The organism is Nonomuraea sp. MG754425 (assembly GCF_021699195.1).
Lineage (GTDB): Bacteria > Actinomycetota > Actinomycetes > Streptosporangiales > Streptosporangiaceae > Nonomuraea.
The window spans coordinates 1-19948 of the sequence record NZ_SSXE01000182.1 but is presented as its reverse complement, the minus strand read 5'-3'; the positions used below and the strand labels follow the sequence as shown (position 1 = coordinate 19948).

Sequence of the window (19948 nt, the reverse complement as noted above, 5' to 3'; positions counted from 1 at the left end):
GCCCCCGACCCCCTGGACACCATCCAGGACAGCGGCGCGCTCAACGTCGCCATCGGCAACACCACCGAGGACGCCTTCACCGCGCTCGCCGGCCGCGCCCTGCACGCCACCGGCGCGCCCCCGTCCAGCGCGGACGTGCAACTGCTGCGCACCTTCCTGCACAACGTGCTCGACGTCGCCGACGAGAAGGGCGGCGACGCGCGGGTCCGCCGCCACGTCCACGACGCCTCGTTCGGCGCCAACGCTGGAGGCCACCACTGGACCGTGGCGCCGCCCCCGGCCGACACGGACGACCCGGCGTCCGCGCCCGCGCCGTTCACCCCTCCGCCGTGGCTGGCCACCCTCAACGACGACCAGCGCCGGCTCGACGCCCGGCTCGGCGAACTGCACGCCCAGCAGTGGCGGCTGAACGCCCTGTGGCTGAAGTCCGGCCTGGCCGACGCGCTGTCCCCGCGTCCGGGCCGGGCGCCGGACGCCGGCCGGATGCTGCAGGAGCTGGACCCCGAACGGGACGGCTCCCTCGCCCACGCCGTGCGCGCCGCGACCGGGGAGGTGCGGGACCTGGCCGCGCGGGTCCCGCAGCCCGTCGCCGCCGCGGCGGGGGAGCAGGCCCACGACGCGTTCCTCGCCGGGGTCAGCGCCTTCGCCGAAGCCCGCGGGCTGACCGGGGGAGCCACCCTCAAGGCCGTGCCCGAGGCCCCGTACTGGCAGGCCGCCGACCCGGTGGTCAGCCTGGCCGGGGTGCTGCCGTCGGCCGACACCACCGTCCCCGACGAGGCGGTCCCCGTCCGGCCGCTCACCGACGACGGCCCCTCGCCGCTGGTCAGCGCCGTCACGGTCGCGGGCACCACGATCACCGGCCGGACCCCCGCCGTTTCGGGCCTGGACGCGCTCCCGCCGGAGATCCCCGCCCTGCTCGCCGAGTACGTCCTGCTGGATCCGGGCAACGCGCCCGCGCTGGCCGCCGAGACCGGCCTGCCGGTCGCCGAGATCAGCGCCGTCATCGCCGCCCACCGCCCCGACGACTACACCGGCACCCTGCCCGCGCTCGGCCTGACGCCCTGGAGCCAGCCCTGGGAGCCGCTGTTCATGGAGTGGAAGGTCGCCTACCGCCACATCCCCCACGCCGTGGGCACGCAGCGCTGCTGGACGTTCGACGGAACCGACTACCGCTACACCCCCGGCGCGGCCGTCGACCCCGACCGGGTCACCGTCACCGGCATCTCCGGCATCGGCCCGCACCCCCGCTCCCTGTTCGCCGCCCGGCTGAAGGAGTACATCGGCCACCACGGCACCGACGACCAGCGCGCCCAGCTCGACGGCTGGCTCGCCGCGATCGGCGACTGGGCCTTCCTCGCCCAGGAGCTCACCGGCTTCAACGAACGCCTGGCCGGCCGCGACACCCGCGCCTTCCGCCGGCCCACCGCCGACGACACCGACCACCCGCACATCGCCGGCCTGGCCGGCTACCCCGACGCCGCCACCGACGACGGACTGCCCGCCCGCTACCGGGGCCGCGTCGCCACCGCCCCCTACCTGCCCGGCGGCGCCGACTCCCCCTTCCACGAGATGCGGCAGGGACAGATCCACCTGGAGGAGCTCTTCCTCTACGACAAGTTCGGCCGCGTCCTCGACGTCGTCAGCCCCGACACCGAGAGCGGCGGGCTGCACGACTACCGCAACTTCCCGCTCGTCGTGGACAGCTCCCTCACCGCCGACACGTCGCTCACCCCTACGATCGCCTCCGTCGCCCAGTTGCCGCCGCGCCCCCTGCAGCCCGCCCGGCTCGACTTCGACCTCCTCGACGCCCAGAGCGGCACCCGGATCGTGCGCACCGCCGCCGACCCCAACCCCATCGGCGGCTGGATCCTGCCCAACCACCTCGACCACAGCCTGCTGCTCTACGACCCGGCGGGTCGGCTGCTCGGCACGTACCGGCTGCTCACCGGATCTCAGGGCGAGCGCACCGGCCAGTGGGAGCCGCCACCCGATGGCACCCTCACCACCCTGGACCAGGTCGCGGCGCTCGCCCCCCTGGTCGCGGGCCTGATCGGCGCGCCGAACCTGGCCACGGAGGCCAACCTCACCGCCTTCCTCGACGTCATCGACGCCACCCTGTGGACCACCGAGCCGCTCGGCCAGCGCGCCGACCAGAACCTGTCCGTCCTCATCGGACGCCCCCTGGCGCTCGTCCCCGCGCAGGTACGGCTGACGCTCCAGGGGCCGCCCCTGGGCGACTCCGGCTGGGCCGCCACCCTCGACCCGCCGCCCCCGGTCTTCACCGCCCACCGGTTCGCGGTCCGGCTCGGCGACCAGGCCACCCGCGACGACGGCCTCATCGGCTACTTCGCCGCCGACGGCGCGTCCGGCTACCGCTTCGACCGCTTCCACAGCGTCACCGCGCCCGACGACCGGCAGGACTACACCACCCAGATCGGCCCGCCCGGCGACACGCGGGACCCCGACTACATCGAGGTGGCCTTCGGCGACCCCGCCCCCACCCGGCTGCTCCTGCTGCTGGACCCGCGGGCCGCCGTCCACGCCGTCAGCGGCATCGCCCCGACCGCCGCCGTCACCGTCCCGCCCCGGCACGTGGACGACGCCCTGCGCCATCTGCGGGTCCTCTTCCGGTTCGGCCCCGTGCTGACCACCGAGCACGACCAGACCCTCGTCTTCCCCCGGCCGTCCGAGCGCCGCGGCACCTGGTCCTGGCTGCGTCCCACTCCGGGACGGGGCGCCTGGACGCCGTACGAGCTGACCCCTGCGCTGCCCGACGCCCGGTTCCCCGACAGTCCCGCCACGATCGAGGACGGCCTGCTCAGCCTCCTCACCGAACCCGAGCAGGAGCACTGAGCCACCCCGATCCGCCACCCGCGAGGAGCCCTTTCCCGATGGCAGACGCCCTGCTCCGCTACGACGCCGTCACCAGCCCGACCCCCCTCCAAGCCGGCGGCCCCGACAAACCCGCCGCCAACACCATCAACCTGACCGTCACCGCCCCGGCCGGCCGGACGGTCTACTGCGACAAGATCGAAATCGCCGTCCCCGTCAGCGCACCGGAGGGCGGGGGCGCGTACTACACCGAGCACCCGTCCGGCGTGATCACCGGCGGCAAATGGAAGCCCCAGACGGAGGACCTGAAGTCCGCCCAGGAACTCGGCATGGCCGTCGGCCCGGACACCTACTACCTCATCTTCGAGGCTCCGCCCCTGCCCGACTTCGACCTCGTGGACGGGCCGCTGACCTTCAGCATCGCCGGCGACCTCGCCGCCGGCGCCACCGGCGGGCTGCTCACCTGCCAGATCACCGAGTTCTCCGGCACGACCAGCGGCACCTACAGCCGCAAGGACCCGGTCGAGCTGATCCTGGCCACCGCGGAACCCCCCTTCTACCTGCACAACTTCCTGACCGTCGCCCCGGACGCGCCGACCGTCCCCCGGACCAGGTTCAACGGCGGCGACGCCGTCCGCTTCACCTGGGAGAGCAACGGCACCTCCTTCCAGCTCTACGACGGCGACGGCACCTCACTGTGGGAGGGCCCGGCCACCTCGTGCGACCTGCCGAGGGACACGATCGCCAGCGACACCACCTACACCCTGAAGGCGTCCAGGACCTCCGGCGACCAGGGCGGCACCGCCTACCAGTACGCCACCGTCACCGTCACCGTCACCGTCAGCGCCCCGACCCTCGGCCGGCTGACCGTCACCGGTGACCTCACGGCCGGTGACCTCACGGTCGGTCTGGGCGGCGCGAACAAGCTCACCACCCGCGGCACGGACGGGCTCGCCACGACGGGCAACCTGCGGGCCGGCCACGACCTGACGGTCTCAGGCGACCTATCCGTCTCGGGGAAGACCGATCTCAGCGCCCTGTTCGAGACGCCGATCGAGCTCGACGTCGTGATCTCGGGCGGATCGACCCAGGACTACTACGTCGACCGGGACGGCATCCTGGTCATCCAGACCCCGTCCGACTCCGGGTTCTACGCCGACTTCTACGTCGGGGAGGGCGCCACGTCCTCACAGGGCGGCAACCTGCTGTGGACGGTTCTGCGGGGGGACCGGTCGAGCTACACGATCCCCCTCCGGAAGAGTCAGTCCTGGTCAATCTTCAACGTGCGCGGGGACGCTACACCCACCTTCCACTGGATCGCCTTCTCCTGAACATTTCGCCGGGCCTGGGAGCCTTGGCCTCGTTGACGGGCCTTGGAGCTGCGGCCGGATCTAGGAGTCGCTGCCGGAGATGAGCGCGGTGTACTCGGCCGCGCTCAGCAACTCGACGGCCCCGCCGTTCACGCGCGCCTCGAACAGCCACCCCTCGCCGTACGGGTCGTTGTTGACCAGTTCCGGCATGTCGGTGAGCTCGTCGTTGACGGCGATGATCTCACCGCCGACCGGACTGTAGAAGTCGGACACCACCTTGAGGGACTCCACCTGGATCAGCAGCACCCGACGGACTGGTTCTCACCTCAGCCACCGAGACCGGTGCTACGGCACGTTCAACCGTAAGGCCCGTTTGTGCAGATGGACTGTCAATCAGATCTAGAAAACCGTCGTGGATCGACCTTCCCTTCGTGTTCTAGTGCGCGCACGATTGACGATGTGGTGGATGCTGGTCGTGGGAAGGCTGCACGAGTTGCCCGTTTTCCTAGTATTTGGACGCTCATGTGGGGTGGGTGGCGGTAGCATCTTCGATGCAGATTCATTGGTGATTGGTGGAGATTCTGATGGATGAAACGGTCAATCTTCGCATGAGTGGCGATTTTGCCGAGCAGGAGCTCCGGTCGCTCTACGACTGGCTGATGAGGGACCTCGACGCCCTTGACTATATGGATGTGCGTCTGCAGTCGAAGGATCCGGAACCCGGTGAGATGGGTGACACGCTCGACCTCATCGCCCTGGTCGTGACCAGCGGGTTGCAATGGCCAGCATTCATCGAGACACTATCGCGGTGGCGCGGAACGCGGCGCCATCGTCCACAGGTAACCATTGAGCGTGGGGCGACCACTGTCGTGGTATCTGAGGCGGAGTCGGAATTCATTGTCCAAATTCTGAAGGCTTTGGAGGGTCACGATTGAACCTCCCGGACCCATTGACTTCGCGTGCCGTACTGATTGGCACGAGTGAGTACACCTATTTGGGCTCTCTCCCTGCCGTAGAAAACAACCTGAAGGCGTTGGGCGGGCTCCTGAAGCGCTCTGACCTGTGGGGTTTGCCGGCGGAGCACTGCACGATTGTTCATAACCCTACTTCGGTAGACGCCATGATGGATCCGTTGTGGCAGGCTCGAGAAGAGGCAAAAGATACCCTAATCGTGTATTTCGCTGGCCATGGGCTGATGCATTCTGTGGAGAGCGACCTGTATCTCACACTGGTCGACTCACACAAGGACCGTATGTACAGCGCGGTGGCCTACGACATCGTACGCAATGAGCTTCGGGCAAGTCGCGCGCGGCGCAAAATTGTGATCCTTGACTGCTGCTACAGCGGGCTTGCGCTCGGACTGATGGGTGCCGAGGACAGTACGGAGCGAGTGGCGAACAGCGCCCGTGTCACTGGCACCTATCTCATGACGGCGACGGCCGAGAACAAGACTGCGCTCGGGGGCCTGGATGCCTACACCGCTTTTACCGGCGAACTCATTCACCTCATTCAAGAAGGAATCCCAGAGCAGCATGAGTTCCTGGAACTGGATACGATCTTTCAGCATGCGCGCGAGTCGCTGCGAGACAAGGGCCTTCCCATTCCGCAGAAGCGTGAGTCGAACTTGGCCGCGCACATCGCGCTAGTCCGCAACCGTGCGCATAAGAGTCAGAAGCGCTTCGAAGTCAAAGAGTTCTACGGTCCCATCGAGGGAATCCAGCCGAATACCGTCTTCGAGAGCCGTCGGGCTTTGCACGACGCAGGTGTGCACCGGCCGCTGCAGGCGGGCATCTGTGGCACTGCTGAACGAGGTGGCGCGGAATCCATCGTCGTTTCGGGCGGTTACAAGGACGATGAAGACTACGGGGACGTGATCATTTACACCGGCCATGGTGGGCGTGATCCCAATACCGGCGTGCAGGTGCAGAATCAGTCGGCGGACGATTCGGGTAACGCTGCTCTCATTAAAAGCATTATGACCAAGCTGCCAGTTCGGGTCATTCGTGGCGCTGGGGGCGATGAGAAGTTTTCGCCGCCGGCTGGCTACAGCTACGACGGACTTTTCATGGTTGCCGATTACTGGACCAAACGTGGTGTCGATGGTCCTACTGTGCTCCAGTTCCGGCTTGAGCAGCTAGATGATGGGTCACCGAAGAAGACCGCAGTGCCACCTCCGAGTCGAAAGCTTCCCCCTGGGCGTCGGGAAGAGATTGCGCCTGGGTTTTATGCAGACAGGTTGCTGGCGACTGAACTGAAGCAGGTGTACGACCATGCATGTCAGATGTGTGGCATCGTACTTGAAGTGCCTGGCGGTCTGCGGATCGCTACCACCGTACACATCCGTGGGCTAGAGCGGCCGCACCTGGGGCCTGACCTCAAAGCCAACATGCTGTGCCTCTGCCCCAACCACCGAGACCTCTTCAAGTACGGGGCGATCACCATTGAGGATAATTACAGCGTAATAGATCAAACGGCTGGTGAGCCAATCGGCAAGCTGATGCTGAAGCATGAAATCGATCCTGAGCATATTCGGTATCACCGCCAGCACCACACTCTCGGACACCAACGGCTCAGCGACGAACTGGACTAAATAGAGGGTGTTCGCTGGCAGGCAGAGGGGGTGCGTCGTAGCCTGAGGATGTCACCTTCCGGGAGGCGGGCTGTGGACGAGACCGACGGTTCCAGCGCACCTGTACGTACTATCGGCCAGCGCATTCAATACCTGCGTGAGCGTCGCGGAATGACTCGCGAGGTCCTCGCCGGCCTGGTTGGCAAGTCCGAGAGTTGGCTGAAGGCCGTCGAGCACGGTCGCCGTCAGCAGAATCCCCGGCTGCCGATCCTGCTGCAACTCGCTGAGGCCTTGCGCGTTCGCGACCTGAGCGAGCTCACTGGCGATCAGTCTGTACCTGTGCGGATGTTCACCGGTTCCGGCCATCCGGCGCTGGGTGCTGTCCGCGAGGCTGTCAACGCCGTACCGATCCAACCGGGCGGCACCGTACAACCGCTCACCAGCCTGCGGGCGCGACTTGATGCGGCGTGGCGGATCAGGCATGCCTCGCCTGATCACCGCACTGCCCTCGGCGGTCTGCTGCCCGACCTAATCCGCGATGTCCAACTGGCCGCCTGGATGTACCGAGGCGAGCACCGGCGTACCGCGCAGGCGTTGCTCGCGGAGACCTACGGTCTGACTCAGATGTTCGTCGCCTACCAGCCCGCGCCGGACCTGCTGTGGCGGGTGGCCGACCGGGCGCTGATCGCCGCACAGGAGTCCGAGGATCCGCTGGCGTTGTCGTGTGCGGTGTGGTTCCTCGCTCAGGCGCATCGGGACGCCGCCGACTTCGACGCCGCGCACGAGATCAACAGGCAGGGATTGGCGGCCATCGAGTCGCACATGGACGACCCGGGCACGGACCTGCTCGCCATGTGGGGGGCGTTGCTGTTCGAGCTGGCGTTCACTGCGGCACGTACCGGTGACATCGGTGAGGCGTGGCGGCATTGGGACGAGGCGGCGCGGGTCGCGGATCGGCTTCCTGACGGCTATTACCAGCCGTGGACCTCGTTCTCGCAGGTGATCATGCGTCCGCACGCCGTCACCATTGCGGTCGAACTCCATCAGGGTGGGGAATCGGCGCGGCAGAGCAACCACGCCGAGTCCGTGCCTATCCCGTCGCGTCCGAGACGCGGCCGGCATCTGATCGAGGTGGCTCGTGCCCACGCGCTGCAGCGAGAGCACGCGGCTGTCCTCGGTACGCTGCAGCTCGCACATCAAGCCGCACCGGAGACCATCCGCTACAACGGCTACGCGCGCCGGATGACCCTGGACCTGTGCGAGGCGGGCCCGGCCACTCTGCGACCGCAGGCACGGGAACTCGCCGACCAAATCGGCCTGATGATCTGACAGGAGCCAAGGGCTACGGAGTGTACCTCTCCGCTTACCGTACGGCTTCTAGGGTCGTGGCATGTCATCTGAGCACCACGACCACCTTGACGCTCTTCGCGCTGCGTTCCCGGCCTGGTCAATCTTCTGCAGCGACGCGGGCGTGTTCTACGCGACTCGGCGCGGCGGCGGGCAACTCCGAAGCGTCGACATCTACCGGGGCCTCCAGCAGACCGTGTGCGCGGGCGACGTGGAAACGCTCGTGTCGCTGCTCCATGAGCAGACGCGGATGGCAGTGAGCTCGTGAAGCCCCTGCCGCCCTCCAACGTCGATTCTCACGGCTCGAACGCGGTCGCCCCGCACGCCAGGCCCATCCGGGTGGACCGGTCCGTGGCCGATGGCCGTGAAGGCGGGATCATCCCCGCGTACGCGGGGAGCACAAGGTCGGCTTCGGCCGTGCAGCGTCACCATGGGATCATCCCCGCGTGCGCGGGGAGCGCTTCGTGAAGTCGAGCAGGCTTCTGCCGGGAGCTTATGCTTCTCAACCATGCCTACCAACGCGGAGATAATCGGCCTGGCCCTGGACCGGATCACGGCCGGATACGTCTTCCCCCAGCGAGTCGTGGAGATCGAGGGCGCGATCCGGAGCCGGCTCGTGGCTGGGGCGTACAACGCGCTGAGCGGCCCCGCACTCTGCGAGGCCGTGACCACCCACCTGCAGGAGGTCTGCCCGGACAAGCATCTGAGGCTGCTCTGGCAGGACGAGCCGCAGTCCACGGATCCGGTGGACGATGATGAAGGCCGGGCGGCCTTCCTCGCAATGTTAAGGGCCGAGAACCAGGGCGTCCGCCGCTTCGAGCACCTCGAGGGCAACATCGGCCATCTCGACATCCGGCGAATCGCCGACGCCGGCGAGGGCGCCCGCGCGATCGGTGCGGCCATGGAACTGGTCGCCCACACCAGTGCGCTCATCCTCGATCTGCGTGAGTGCCGCGGTGGCTCGCCCGAGGGCGCCGCCATGTGGTGCAGCTACTTCTTCCCTGACGACCAGGTGCACCTCAACGACATCTACGAGCGCTCCACCGGCTCCACCCGCCAGTACTGGACCGCCTCGCATCTGCCCGCGCCGCGCTACCTCGGCCGCCCGGTGTACGTACTCATCAGTGCCATCACCTTCTCGGGTGGGGAGGACGTGGCGTACACCTTGCAGGCGCACGGGCGCGCTGTCCTCGTCGGCGAAACGACCCGCGGTGGTGCTCACCCAACCGCCCGGCACCCGGTGACGGAACACATCACCGTCACCGTGCCGACCGCCCGGACAATCAGCACCGTCACCGGGACCAACTGGGAGGGCGTGGGCGTTGTGCCGGACCTCGCCGCCACCTCAGAGCAGGCGCTCGAGGCGGCACACAAGGACGCACTGCGACGCACGGCGTAGCTGTTCCGACGTAACCGTCCAGCCGGGGATGCCCTGAGATTCAGCATTTCGTTGAGAAATCCTCAGTGACTACTTGGCCAGGTGGCGGCTGATGACCAAGCGTTGGATCTGGTTGGTGCCCTCGAAGATCTGCATGATTTTGGCCTCGCGCATGTACCGTTCGACCCGGAACTCCCGGGTGTACCCGTACCCGCCCAGCACCTGTACCGCGTCCGTGGTCACCTTCATCGCCGCGTCTGTGGCGACCAGTTTGGCCACGCTCGCCTGCCTGCTGTACGCCAGCCCGGCGTCGCGGCGGCGGGCCGCGTCGAGGTAGGTGGCTCGGGCGCTGTCCACCGCGGCGGCCATGTCCGCGAGCAGGAATCCGAGGCCCTGGTGGTCGATGATCCGGGTGCCGAACGTGTGCCGCTGCTTGGCGTAGGCGACGGCCTCGTCCAGGGCGGCCTGGGCCAGGCCGGTGGCGCAGGCGGCGATGCCCAGGCGGCCGGAGTCGAGCGCGCTGAAGGCGATCTGCAGGCCCTGGCCCTCCTCGCCGACCAGCCGGTCGGTCTCCAGGATGGCGCCGTCCCAGTGCGCGCTGGTCGTCGGCACCCCGTGCAGGCCCATCTTCTCCTCGGGACGTCCGAACGTCAGCCCCTCCACCGCCCCCGGCGCGAGGAAGCAGGACACGCCCCGCGAGCCCGTGCCCGTGCGCGCAAACAGCGCGTAGAAGTCGGCGATGCCGCCGTGGGTGATCCACGCCTTGCTTCCGGTGATCCGGTAGCCGGACTCGACCCGCTCCGCTTTGCAGGTCAGCGCGGCGGCGTCGGAGCCCGCCTGCGGCTCCGACAGGCTGTAGCCGCCGATCAGGCGTCCGGCCAGCATGTCGGGCAGCCATCGTGCGCGCTGCTCGTCGGTGCCGTAGGCGAACACGGGGAAACACGCGAGCGTGTGCACGCTGGTGGCCACCGCGACCGCCGCCCAGCGCATCGACAGCTCCTCGATCACCTGGAGGTACACCTCGTACGGCTGCCCGCCGCCGCCGTACTCCTCCGGGTAGGCCAGCCCGAGCAGCCCGGCGGCCCCGAGGGTGGCGAACAGGCCCTCGGGGTAGGTCTCGGCGCGCTCGTGCTCGTCCACCCGGCGCGCCAGTTCCTTGTCGGCTATCTCCCGGGTCAGCTCGATGAGGTCCTTGGCGTCCTGGTCGGGCAGCAGGCGGTCGACTGTCACGGTCACTCCCTCAGAGGTTGTCCAGAGCCTTCCTGGCGCGTTCGCGGAACTCGGCGACCCGGGCGAGCTTGATGTCCTCGTACCCGCGGATCAGGTCGGGCAGGCCGGCGAGCTCCTCGACGACGGCGGCGGTCTCGGGGGTGAGCCGGGCCAGCGCGGTGCGCACCAGGTCGCGGTACTCCGGCACCAGCTCGCGCTCGACCCGCCGCACTCCGGCCCGTCCGAACAGGTCGAACGCGGTCCCGCGCAGCACGCGCGCCGCCCGCAGGCCGCGGAAGAGCGTCCCGGCCGAGCGGCGCAGTTTGATCTTGCGCTTCATGCCCATCGCGCGCAGCACGGGCGGGTGCAGCAGCACCGACACGACCGCGTCCGCGCCGAACTCGCGTTCGCGCCGCTCTTTCTCCGCGGGGTCGAGGTGCAGGCGGGCGACCTCGTACTCGTCCTTGTAGGCCATCAGCTTGTGCAGGCCGCGGGCGTAGGCGAGGGCGATCGCGGCGCCCGCCGTCTCGCCGGCCCGCTCGACGGCCGCGGCTTCCACGTGGCGCACGTCGTCGGCGTACGTGCGGGCGTAGGTCGCGTTCTGGTAGCCGGTCAGGTCGGCCACCCGGGCGGCGATCACGTCGTCCAGCCCTTCGGGCTGCTCCGGGGTCTCGCCCAGGACGGCCCGGCGCACCGCCTCGGGATCGGACACCGCGGCCCGGCCCCAGCGGAAGGCGGCCAGGTTCCGTTCCACGGAGGCGCGGTTGAGGGTGATGGCCCGCTCGATCGCGGCGGCGCCGACGGGCAGGCAGCCGTGCTGGTACGCGACGCCGAGCAGCAGCAGGTTGGCCGGCATGTGGTCGCCGAACAGCGCCTCCGACAGCGCGTGCGCGTCCACGCCGACCACCTCACGGGCGGCCGTCTCGACGCGGGCCACGGCGGCGGCGTGACCGGGCACCGGGACGCGGCCGGTCACCATGGCCGCGGTGGGCACCACGGAGGTGTTCAGCACGGCGACCGTGCGCTCGGGCGAGGCCACGTCGAGGGTGGCGTCGGCCGCCGCGCCCAGCACGTCGAACCCGATGAGCACGTCGGCACCGCCTCGCGAGGCGCGGACCGATCCGCTCGCCGCCCGCTTGCCGATCCGTACGTCGCTCACGACGGGCCCGCCCTTCTGCGCCAGCCCGGTCTGCTCCAGGCCGGCGGCGTGCAGTCCGTCGAGGTGGGCCGCCATCTGCAGGATCTGGGAGACGGTGACCACGCCGGTGCCGCCGATGCCGGGCATCCTGATCAGCACCTCGTCGCCGTGCGCCGGCACCGGCTCCGGCGGCTGCACGGGCAGCGGCGGCGCCTCGCGCGGCTTCCTGGTGCCCGGCTCGACCAGCAGGAACGACGGGCAGTCGCCCTTCAGGCAGCTCAGGTCGGAGTTGCAGGAAGCCTGGTGGATGCGGGTCTTGCGGCCGTACTCGGTCTCGACCGGCTGCACGGACAGGCATGTCGAGACGTCGCCGCAGTCGCCGCAGCCCTCGCAGACGCGCTCGTTGATCACCACCTTCTCCGCAGGCGTGGGCAGCTTGCCGCGCTTGCGCAGCCGGCGCTCCTCGGCGGCGCAGCGGTCGTCGTGGATCAGCACGGTCACGCCGTCCTGCTCGGCCAGTTCCCGCTCGATCTCGGGCAGGTCGTCGCGGTGCCGTACGGAGGCGATCGGCGACAGCCGCACCCCGCGGTACGTCCCGGGCTCCGGCGAGGTGATCACGACCCGGCGCACCCCTTCGACGGCCAGTTCGTGCGTGAGCGCGGGCACGTCGAGCCGCCCCTCCGCGCGCTGGCCGCCGGTCATGGCGACGGCGTCGTTGTAGAGCAGCTTGTACGTCATCGACACCCCGGCCGCGATCGCGGCCCTGATCGCCAGGGAGCCGGAGTGGTGGAAGGTGCCGTCGCCCAGGTTCTGCACGAAATGCCGGTCGTCGGTGAACGGGGACAGGCCGATCCACTGGGCGCCCTCGCCGCCCATCTGCGTGATGCCGATCTGGGTGCCGCGCCCGTGCCCGTCCAGCGCGATCATCGCGTGGCAGCCGATGCCGACGCCCACGAGGGTGTCGTCGGAGGTGCGGGTGGAGGTGTTGTGCGGGCAGCCGGAGCAGAAGTAGGGGGTACGGGCGGCCACCACCGGCAGCAGCCCGCGCCGCCGCGCCGCGCGCCGGGGCGTCTCGAGGCCGAGGCAGGTGGCGACGGCCTTGGCCACGTCCTCGGCGCCCAGCGTGCCCCGGGCGGTCAGCAACTCGCGGCCCACGACGGCCGGGACGTGCTCGCCGCCGTACAGCGCCTGCTTGAGCTGCCCCTCCAGGAACGGCGTCTTGTCCTCGACGACCAGCACCTTGTCCAGCCCGGACGTCAGCGCGGCCAGCTCCTCGGCCGAGACGGGGAACGGCATCGCCAGCCTGATCAGCCGCAGCCCGGCCGTGTCGGGGTCCAGGCCCAGGTCCTCCAGCGCCCGTTCGACCACCGCGTACGTGGCGCCCGAGGCGAGGACGCCCAGCGTCGTGTTGCCCGCGCCCGCCATGACCCGGTTCAGCCCGTGCGCGCGGGCGTACTCGCGGGCCAGGTCGAGGCGGCGGGTGAGCATGTCGTGCTCGGCCTCCAGGGCGGCCGGGCCCAGCAGGATGGGCGCAGGCCCCCGCAGGCCGCCCGCCGGGACGGGGACGTCCGCGCGCAGCGGGCCCAGGTCCACGGTGGCGGAGGCGTCGGCGATGTCCGCCACGATCTTCAGGCCCACCCACAGGCCGGTGGCCCGCGACATGGCCACCGCGTGCAGCCCGAACTCGATGATCTCGGCCACCGAGCCCGGCGCGAGCAGCGGCATGGCCAGGCTCTGGCACATCGGCTCGCACGAGCTGGGCAGGGTGGAGGACTTGCAGCCCGGGTCGTCGCCGATCCAGGCGACCGCGCCGCCGAGCGGGGTCGTCCCGGCCACGTTGGCGTGCCTGATGGCGTCGGCGGCCCGGTCGAGGCCGGGGTTCTTGCCGTACCAGAAACCCGTCACGCCGTCGTGCCGCCGGCCCGGCACCTGTTCCAGGAGCTGGGTCCCGGCGACCGCCGTGGCGGCGAGTTCCTCGTTCAGACCGGCCTGGAACACCACGCCGGCCTGCTCCAGAAACCGCTTCGCCCGGCCCATCTCCAGGTCCACGCCCGCCAGCGGCGAGCCCTGGTAGCCGCTCACGTACGCCCGCGTGTTCAGGCCGCGGGCCTCGTCGAGGCGGCGCTGCTCCAGCGTCAGGCGGACCAGGGCCTGGACGCCCGAGATGAGCACCCTGCCGTCGTGCGCGGTGTACCTGTCGTCGAGCGACACGGGGGCGGGAGTCTCGCTCACGCTCATGCGGACCTCCTGGGCGTCGTACGTGCTCGCTTGGTGATTCCCAGCACAGCAACGTGGGCATGACATGCGCAAGTATTAGATGAGAAAGTGGGCCCAAGACGCAAACAATATGAGCCTACGGGCTTGCCGGCTGAGGTTATTTGCGCCCGGAGGAGGCGGTCTCCATGCCTGACCTGGATGAGATCGATCATCGGGTGCTGCGGCTCCTGAGGGAGGACGGACGCCGGACCTTCTCCGATATGGCTGAATGTATCGGGCTGTCGGTGGCGGCGGTCAAGCGGCGGGTGGACCGGCTCAGGGATCTCGGGGTGATCACCGGCTTCACCGTGCAGATCGACTACGCCAAGCTGGGGTGGGGCATCGAGGCGTTCACCGAGCTGCGTTACCCCGGCACCACGCCGGTCGACGAGATCATCCGCACCGCCACGGACGTGCCCGAGGTGCAGGCCGTCTTCACGATCGCCGGGGACCCCGACGCGCTGATCCACATCCGGGTGCGCGACCTCGGGCAGCTCCAGCGGGTCATCGACCGGCTGCGCCGGGCCGGGGACGTCACGGGGACGAAGACGCTGCTGGTGCTGGGGTCGTGGACCCGGGACACGCCGGTGCCGTGAGGGACCCGTCAGCAGCCCGGCCCGTGCTCGTCGCGGCGGGAGAAGTAACGCACGAGCAGGCCGATCGACAGCAACACCGCGATGCCCAGGCCGAGCATCCAGACGGACGTGCCGGTCATGGGCAGCTCGCGGGTGTCGTGGTGGGCAGGGGGCGGCACGTCGCCGGCGCCGAAGGCGGCGGGTTCGCCCGGATGTTCTCCCCGCACGTCCTCGTGCCTGTCGCGCCGCTCGTCCGCGTCCCGGCCGCGTCTGCGCGGAGTCCCGGACGGGGCGGCGGCCGGCTCGATGACGGTGTCGGCGCAGGAGCGGTTGTCGGCGGTGCGCCGCTCGCGGTCGCCGGTCCGGACGGTGGCGCAGTTCTCGACCACGCCGCCGGAGGAGCGGGGGGTGACGGTGAACGTGAGCGTCCGGCTCTCCTTCGGGGCGAGGCGGCCGATCGGGCAGGACAGGGTCGGGCCGCCTCCCGGGCACTCGGCCGGACGCTCGGCGATGGCCTGCCGGGTCCGGTCGTGCACGGTGACGTCCGTGGCCTGGGACGGGCCGTGGTTGGTGACCGTCAGGGTGTAGGTGATCACGTCGTCCTGGGCGGCGGACGGCGGGGCGCTCTTGAGGAGTTCGACGTCCGCCCTGGTCACGGCCTGGGTGGTGAGTTCGGTCGCGTCCCTGGCCGCGTTCGGTGCGGTGACGCGGGCGCGGTTGGTCAGGGGAGTGCCGTCGCTCAGCGCCGGGTCGGTGCTGATCGGCAGCTCGTACGTGACGCTCCGGCCCGCCGGGATCGTCAGGCCGGGGCCGCCGCAGGTGACGGTGCGGCGGTCGAGGGAGCAGCCGTCCGGGAGCGAGCCCGGGGTGGTGTTCGGGTCGAGGACGTCTTCGACGACGACGTCGTTCGCGTCCTGGTCACCGGTGTTCGTGACGGTCAGGGCGTAGACGGACCTCGCGCCGGCGATCACCGGATCCGGTGAGACGGACTCGGTGAGGCGCAGGCTGGGACCGAAGGGCGTCGGAGACGCGCCCGGGTCGCCCGGCTCCGACGGGATGCCGGGGTCGCCCTCGGGCGGCGCGGCCGTCGAAGGCCCGGCCGAGGACGGCGGGACGTCCGGCGGCCCTGACATCGGGCCGGCCGACGGCGTGGCGGCCGATCGTGCGGCGGCTTGGTGCGGGGTGGCCGAACGTGGGGCGGCTGGTCGTGTGGCGACCGGCTGCGGGGCGATCGGTGGTGCGGCGGCTTGGTGCGGGCCGGCCGAACGTGGGGTGGTCCAGGCGCCGCCGAGTGCGACCAGGGTGATGAGCGCCGCGATGCCGGGCCTGCCGCCCATGTCCAACCCCCGCGTGATCCCGTCCTGCCTGCTCGACCCGGTGGCTAGCCTCCTATCGGCCGCCGGGCCCGCGCGGGTGATCAGACCGCAACCAGGCGAACCCATGACCGACTCTTTGCCTTCCGGACCTTGTTCCGCGCTCGACGAACAGCGCCCCGGCCCCGGCCGCCGCGAGCGTAGGGTCGGGGCATGACCGGTGTCGCGCGTTACGACGAGGCGGCCGGGGCGTGTCGGGGTCGTGGCCGGGCGACGCGGCTTACCACGCGGAGGGCCGGTGGCGGGCCGACGGCGAGCGGTCGACGCTGCGCCGCCGGGTGGGCGCCCAGCACCGTACGCTCTCGACCTACGTCAACGCCCTGCGCCGCCACGACCTGTGGCTCGACGAGGCGGCCGAGCCCGAGCCCGCCCCCGGTTGGGCGGCCGAGCGTCCCGACGCCGCCAGGTTTCCGGTCTTCCTGGTGCTGCGCTGTGTCAAGGGCGGCGGCGTTCGTCAGTGACCCGCCGCCAGCCCCTCCAGCAGGCACGTCAGCGCGAACTCGAAGCGCCGTTCGCTGTCGCGCTCCGCGTCGGCCTCACGGGCGGCGCTCATCCGCCGGGCCAGCAACGGATGCCGCGCGGCGACGTCACGCAGGTAGGCGGTGGTGGCGTGCTCGCTCCAGTCGGCCGCGCTCTCCCGCATGCGGGTCAGCGTGTCGCGCCACGCCACCTCGGCGATCACCGCACCCACCACCTGGTCGTTGACGGTCGCCATCGCCGCGTCGAGGTCGGCGCCGGTGAACCCGGCCCTCGACAGCAGCCGCAGGCCGGTCTCGGCCAGTGTGAACGCGTTGGGCCCGAGGTTCGGCCGGACGGTCAGCTCGCGCAGCGCCCACCGGTGCCGCAGCAGCATCGCCCGGGTGTCGCGGGCCAGCCCCGCCAGCCCGAGCTGCCAGTCGGGTTCGTCGGGGTCGGCGGGCACCTCGCCGAGCACCCGGTCGAGTGCCAGTTCCAGCACGTCGTCCTTGGTGCGTACGTACCAGTAGAGCGATCCGGCCGTGACGCCGAGGTCGGTGGCGATCCGCCGCATCGACAGGCCCCGGTGCCCCTCGGCGTCGAGCAGGGGTAAGGCCGCGTCCACGATGCGGGCCCGGCTGAGCCGGCGGTCGCGCGGTGCTCGCTCACGACGCAGCCACACCGAGCCGTCGACGGAGACGGGTGACGAGGAGGCGGACACAGGCATCCGCTTACCGTACTGGAATTCGACAATCAGCCCATACATCGTTCGGGAGGCCCCGGAGAACCGGCATGGCGGCCGCCCGCCGGCGGCCGCCATCGGAAGCACGATCAGGAGCTGGGGCAGGTGTGGCGGTACTCCTCGATCGCGAGCCCGCTCGGCGGCGGGCAGAGGAACTGCTCGTAACGGGTGTCGTCGTCGACGAACCGCTTGAGCCAGGCCACCATCGACTTGGCCATCGTGGTGTTGGTGGTCTGCGGGAAGAAGTGGCTGGCGTTGTTCAGCTCCAGGTACGCCTTCTCCGAGGCGGACGGGATGCTGGAGTAGAACAGCTCCGAGTGGGTGGCGACCGGGGCGATGCTGTCGGACTCACCACCGATGATCATCGTCGGGACGCGCACCCCCGACCACGTCTTCGTCAGGTTCCAGGGCGCGATCGGCACGGCGGCCTGGAGCGACGGCCGGTCGTTGGCGGCCTCCAGCGTGCCGCCGCCGCCCATCGAGTGGCCGGCGACCGCCAGCCGCGACGGGTCGATGCGGCTGCGTACCGTCGTCGTGCTGTCCTCGACCAGGTAGTCGAGCGCGGCCAGGAGCTGGCGGCCCCGGCTGGCGGGCTGGTCGTAGATGGTGTTGGTCTCGATGCCGATCACGACGAAGCCGTGCGAGGCGATCCGCGGACCCAGCCAGGAGAGGCTGGACCAGGTGGCCGTGTACCCGGGCGAGATCGCGATCGCGCCGAACGTGCCCTGGCTGGTGTCGGTCGGGTAGTAGATGGTGCCGCCGCCGAAGCCGGACACGCTCAGCGACGAGACGCTGGTCTGCCCGGTCGAGAACGGGCCGCGGCTGGCTTCGAGTACGGCGTTCGTGGGGTCGGGGCCGCGGTCGTACGGGCCGGCCGCCTGGGCGGGGGAGGCCGCGACCAGGCCGGCCGCGACGAGCGCGGCGGTGAGGGCGAGCTTGGTCAACGTTCGCGCGCCGGAACGGGGGGTGGGTAGCTGCACGTCGTCATGCTCCCTGCTCGTGGGGGGTGGCTCGATGGAGGTGACTGCTGTCTGTCGCCATTGTTCGGACGCGCGGTCAGCCGTGCATCGGTGAAATCACCGGTCCTCGAATCAGGACATGAGCCTGACCAGTTCCACGCGGGAGCGGATGCCGAGGCGGCTGAAGATGTTCCTGAGGTGGTGCTCGACGGTGCGGCGGCTCAGGAAGAGCTGCTCGGCCACCTCCTTGTTGGTGGCGCCCTCGGCCACCATGCGGGCGATCTGGAGCTGCTGCGCGGTGAGCTGGCCCGTGGTCGCGTCGAGCGCCGGGCGTACGGGCTCGCCCGAGGCGCGCAGCTCGGTCCTGGCCTGCTCGGTCCACAGGCGCGCGCCGTAGCGTTCGAACGTCTCCAGGGCCGAGTGCAGGTGCGTCCTGGCCGCCCCGGGGCGTCGGTCACGCCGCAGCGCGCTGCCGTACAGGAGCCGGGTACGGGCCGCCTCGAACTCGTACACACCCTGCCCGTGCAGGTCGAGCGCCTCCCTGAACAGCTCCTCCGCCTCGCCGGGCCCGGCCAGCAGCGCCCGGCAGCGGGCCACCAGCGCGCGCAGGCCGGGGCTGCGGGTGCTGCCCACCCAGCGCTCCAGCACCCGCAGCGCGGCTCCGGCCGCCTCGCGGTCGCCGGTCCGCGCGGACGCCTCGATGAAGTGCGGCGTCGCCATCACCCTGATCACGACGTGGCTGTTGGTGCGGCGTTCCGCGCGCAGCCGGTTGGCGGCGTCGGCGGGACGGCCCGTGGCCAGGTCGAGGTGGGCCAGCGCCCAGGTGCCGATCGCGCCCGCGATCCCCAGGTCATGGGCCCCGGCCAGGTCGATGGCGGCGTCGGCGCGGGCCCGGCAGGTCTCCTGGTCGCCCTCGACCGCCGCCGTGATCGCCAGCCAGGCCAGATGCTGGGCGGCCGTGTTGAGCTGGCCGGTCTCCCGTGCCAGGCGCAGGCCCTGGGCGGCGGTCGTGGCCACGGAGGAGTAGCGGCCCATCCAGATCTCCGGGTAGATCATGTACTCCAGGAGCTGGGGGATCGCCGAGACCGCGCCGCGTACCCGGGCCGCCTCGACCGCGCGGGCCGACAACCGGTGGGCGCTGGCGTCCTCGCCGAGCAGCATGCTGGCCACGCACGCCCAGACCAGCACGGCGGGATCGCGCACCGAGCCGGCCAGCTCCACCACCCGGCGCAGCGGGGCCGCCGCCTCCTGGTGCGAGCCGCTGAACGTGGAGGCCATGCCGGCCAGGTACTCGAACATGAGCTGCGTCGCGTCCGTCTCGTCGGGACGGCGCAGGGCGGCGGCCTGGCGGGCGATCGCGATGAACGCCCGGTTGTCGCCCGCGCGGTAGCTGGCGTCGGCCGCCCGGACCAGCGCGCGCACGCCCAGCATGCGGTGGCTCTCCAGGAACCAGGCCGCCGCCGCGAGCAGTTCCTCGCGGGCGCTGCCGGTCTCGCCGCCCAGCAGTTCCAGGCTGCCGTGCAGGAGCTGCACCTGGGCGCGCAGCTCGCGCGGGGTGGTGAGGCTGCGCAGCCGGGCGAGCAGCGAGCGAGCCACCTGGGGACGGCCGGCCACCCACGCGTGCCGGGCGGCGGCGGCCAGCCGTTCGGCCTTGGCGGGGTCGTGGGGGGCCGTCAGCTCGGCGGCGCGTTCCAGCGCGCGGTACGGCTCGGGGTGCGTGTGCGCGGGGTGGGCGTCGAGGGCGGCGGCGGCCAGGTCGTCGGCCAGGACGGCGGGCGGGCCGTCGAGCGCGCGGGCCCGGTGC

The 19948-nt window shown here is 70.7% G+C and carries 16 protein-coding genes; 9 read left to right on the top strand and 7 right to left on the bottom strand.

Annotated features, from left to right (window positions below):
* On the top strand, positions 1-2853 hold a 2853-nt coding region (locus FAF44_RS42055; protein WP_237108988.1), incomplete at its 5' end, for a hypothetical protein.
* A 38-nt stretch (positions 2854-2891) separates the two neighbouring features.
* Positions 2892-4163: a hypothetical protein gene (locus FAF44_RS42050; protein ID WP_237108987.1), complete on the top strand. Its 1272-nt coding sequence runs from the start codon at positions 2892-2894 to the stop codon at positions 4161-4163.
* A gap of 60 nt (positions 4164-4223) precedes the next feature.
* Here the strand turns inward: FAF44_RS42050 and FAF44_RS42045 are convergent, their stop codons facing one another.
* On the bottom strand, positions 4224-4448 hold the full coding sequence (locus tag FAF44_RS42045) for a glycine cleavage system protein H (RefSeq protein ID WP_237108986.1): 225 nt from the start codon (positions 4446-4448) through the stop codon (positions 4224-4226).
* A 278-nt stretch (positions 4449-4726) separates the two neighbouring features.
* On the opposite strand from FAF44_RS42045, the gene FAF44_RS42040 reads away from it, so the two are divergent.
* From FAF44_RS42040 to FAF44_RS42020, 5 genes are all read left to right on the top strand, one after another.
* The gene (locus FAF44_RS42040) at positions 4727-5077 is read left to right on the top strand and encodes a hypothetical protein (RefSeq protein WP_237108985.1); all 351 of its coding nucleotides are present in this window, start codon (positions 4727-4729) and stop codon (positions 5075-5077) included.
* Positions 5074-6732 carry a YDG/SRA domain-containing protein gene (locus tag FAF44_RS42035; RefSeq protein ID WP_308193475.1) on the top strand — a complete coding sequence of 553 codons (1659 nt, stop codon included), beginning with the start codon at positions 5074-5076 and terminating at the stop codon, positions 6730-6732. The genes FAF44_RS42040 and FAF44_RS42035 overlap by 4 nt, the downstream gene beginning before the upstream one ends.
* 72 nt (positions 6733-6804) lie before the next feature.
* The gene (locus FAF44_RS42030) at positions 6805-8040 is read left to right on the top strand and encodes a helix-turn-helix domain-containing protein (protein WP_237108984.1); all 1236 of its coding nucleotides are present in this window, start codon (positions 6805-6807) and stop codon (positions 8038-8040) included.
* 61 nt (positions 8041-8101) lie between these two features.
* Complete coding sequence (locus tag FAF44_RS42025; protein WP_237108983.1) at positions 8102-8326, top strand: hypothetical protein; 225 nt, start codon at positions 8102-8104, stop codon at positions 8324-8326.
* A gap of 240 nt (positions 8327-8566) precedes the next feature.
* Positions 8567-9457 carry a S41 family peptidase gene (locus FAF44_RS42020; RefSeq protein WP_237108982.1) on the top strand — a complete coding sequence of 297 codons (891 nt, stop codon included), beginning with the start codon at positions 8567-8569 and terminating at the stop codon, positions 9455-9457.
* Between the two features lie 69 nt (positions 9458-9526).
* Here FAF44_RS42020 and FAF44_RS42015 read toward each other — a convergent pair whose 3' ends face one another.
* Together FAF44_RS42015 and FAF44_RS42010 are read right to left on the bottom strand one after the other, a co-directional pair.
* On the bottom strand, positions 9527-10666 hold the full coding sequence (locus tag FAF44_RS42015) for an acyl-CoA dehydrogenase family protein (RefSeq protein WP_237108981.1): 1140 nt from the start codon (positions 10664-10666) through the stop codon (positions 9527-9529).
* A gap of 10 nt (positions 10667-10676) precedes the next feature.
* Complete coding sequence (locus FAF44_RS42010) at positions 10677-14021, bottom strand: indolepyruvate ferredoxin oxidoreductase family protein (protein WP_237108980.1); 3345 nt, start codon at positions 14019-14021, stop codon at positions 10677-10679.
* Positions 14022-14185: 164 nt separating this feature from the next.
* Between FAF44_RS42010 and FAF44_RS42005 the strand changes: the two genes are divergently transcribed.
* Positions 14186-14635, top strand: a complete 450-nt coding sequence (locus FAF44_RS42005) for an Lrp/AsnC family transcriptional regulator (RefSeq protein ID WP_237108979.1) — start codon at positions 14186-14188, stop codon at positions 14633-14635.
* A gap of 8 nt (positions 14636-14643) precedes the next feature.
* Here FAF44_RS42005 and FAF44_RS42000 read toward each other — a convergent pair whose 3' ends face one another.
* Positions 14644-15951 carry a DUF11 domain-containing protein gene (locus FAF44_RS42000; RefSeq protein ID WP_237108978.1) on the bottom strand — a complete coding sequence of 436 codons (1308 nt, stop codon included), beginning with the start codon at positions 15949-15951 and terminating at the stop codon, positions 14644-14646.
* Between the two features lie 227 nt (positions 15952-16178).
* On the opposite strand from FAF44_RS42000, the gene FAF44_RS41995 reads away from it, so the two are divergent.
* The gene (locus FAF44_RS41995) at positions 16179-16448 is read left to right on the top strand and encodes a hypothetical protein (protein WP_237108977.1); all 270 of its coding nucleotides are present in this window, start codon (positions 16179-16181) and stop codon (positions 16446-16448) included.
* On the opposite strand, the gene FAF44_RS41990 is transcribed toward FAF44_RS41995, so the two are convergent.
* From FAF44_RS41990 to FAF44_RS41980, 3 genes are all read right to left on the bottom strand, one after another.
* The gene (locus tag FAF44_RS41990) at positions 16442-17170 is read right to left on the bottom strand and encodes a TetR/AcrR family transcriptional regulator (protein ID WP_237108976.1); all 729 of its coding nucleotides are present in this window, start codon (positions 17168-17170) and stop codon (positions 16442-16444) included. The genes FAF44_RS41995 and FAF44_RS41990 overlap by 7 nt on opposite strands.
* Before the next feature lie 104 nt (positions 17171-17274).
* Complete coding sequence (locus FAF44_RS41985; RefSeq protein ID WP_237108989.1) at positions 17275-18129, bottom strand: alpha/beta hydrolase; 855 nt, start codon at positions 18127-18129, stop codon at positions 17275-17277.
* A 147-nt stretch (positions 18130-18276) separates the two neighbouring features.
* Positions 18277-19948 (bottom strand): LuxR family transcriptional regulator (locus tag FAF44_RS41980; RefSeq protein ID WP_237108975.1); only part of this gene is annotated, 1672 nt, incomplete at its 5' end.

Excerpts from the sequence above, each read along its gene's own strand:
- FAF44_RS42050 (WP_237108987.1), top strand. The coding sequence starts at position 2,892 with ATGGCAGACGCCCTGCTCCGCTACGACGCCGTCACCAGCCCGACCCCC.
- FAF44_RS42040 (WP_237108985.1), top strand. The coding sequence starts at position 4,727 with ATGGATGAAACGGTCAATCTTCGCATGAGTGGCGATTTTGCCGAGCAG.
- FAF44_RS42025 (WP_237108983.1), top strand. The coding sequence starts at position 8,102 with ATGTCATCTGAGCACCACGACCACCTTGACGCTCTTCGCGCTGCGTTC.
- FAF44_RS42020 (WP_237108982.1), top strand. The coding sequence starts at position 8,567 with ATGCCTACCAACGCGGAGATAATCGGCCTGGCCCTGGACCGGATCACG.
- FAF44_RS42010 (WP_237108980.1), bottom strand. The coding sequence starts at position 14,021 with ATGAGCGTGAGCGAGACTCCCGCCCCCGTGTCGCTCGACGACAGGTAC.
- FAF44_RS42005 (WP_237108979.1), top strand. The coding sequence starts at position 14,186 with ATGCCTGACCTGGATGAGATCGATCATCGGGTGCTGCGGCTCCTGAGG.
- FAF44_RS42000 (WP_237108978.1), bottom strand. The coding sequence starts at position 15,951 with ATGGGCGGCAGGCCCGGCATCGCGGCGCTCATCACCCTGGTCGCACTC.
- FAF44_RS41990 (WP_237108976.1), bottom strand. The coding sequence starts at position 17,170 with ATGCCTGTGTCCGCCTCCTCGTCACCCGTCTCCGTCGACGGCTCGGTG.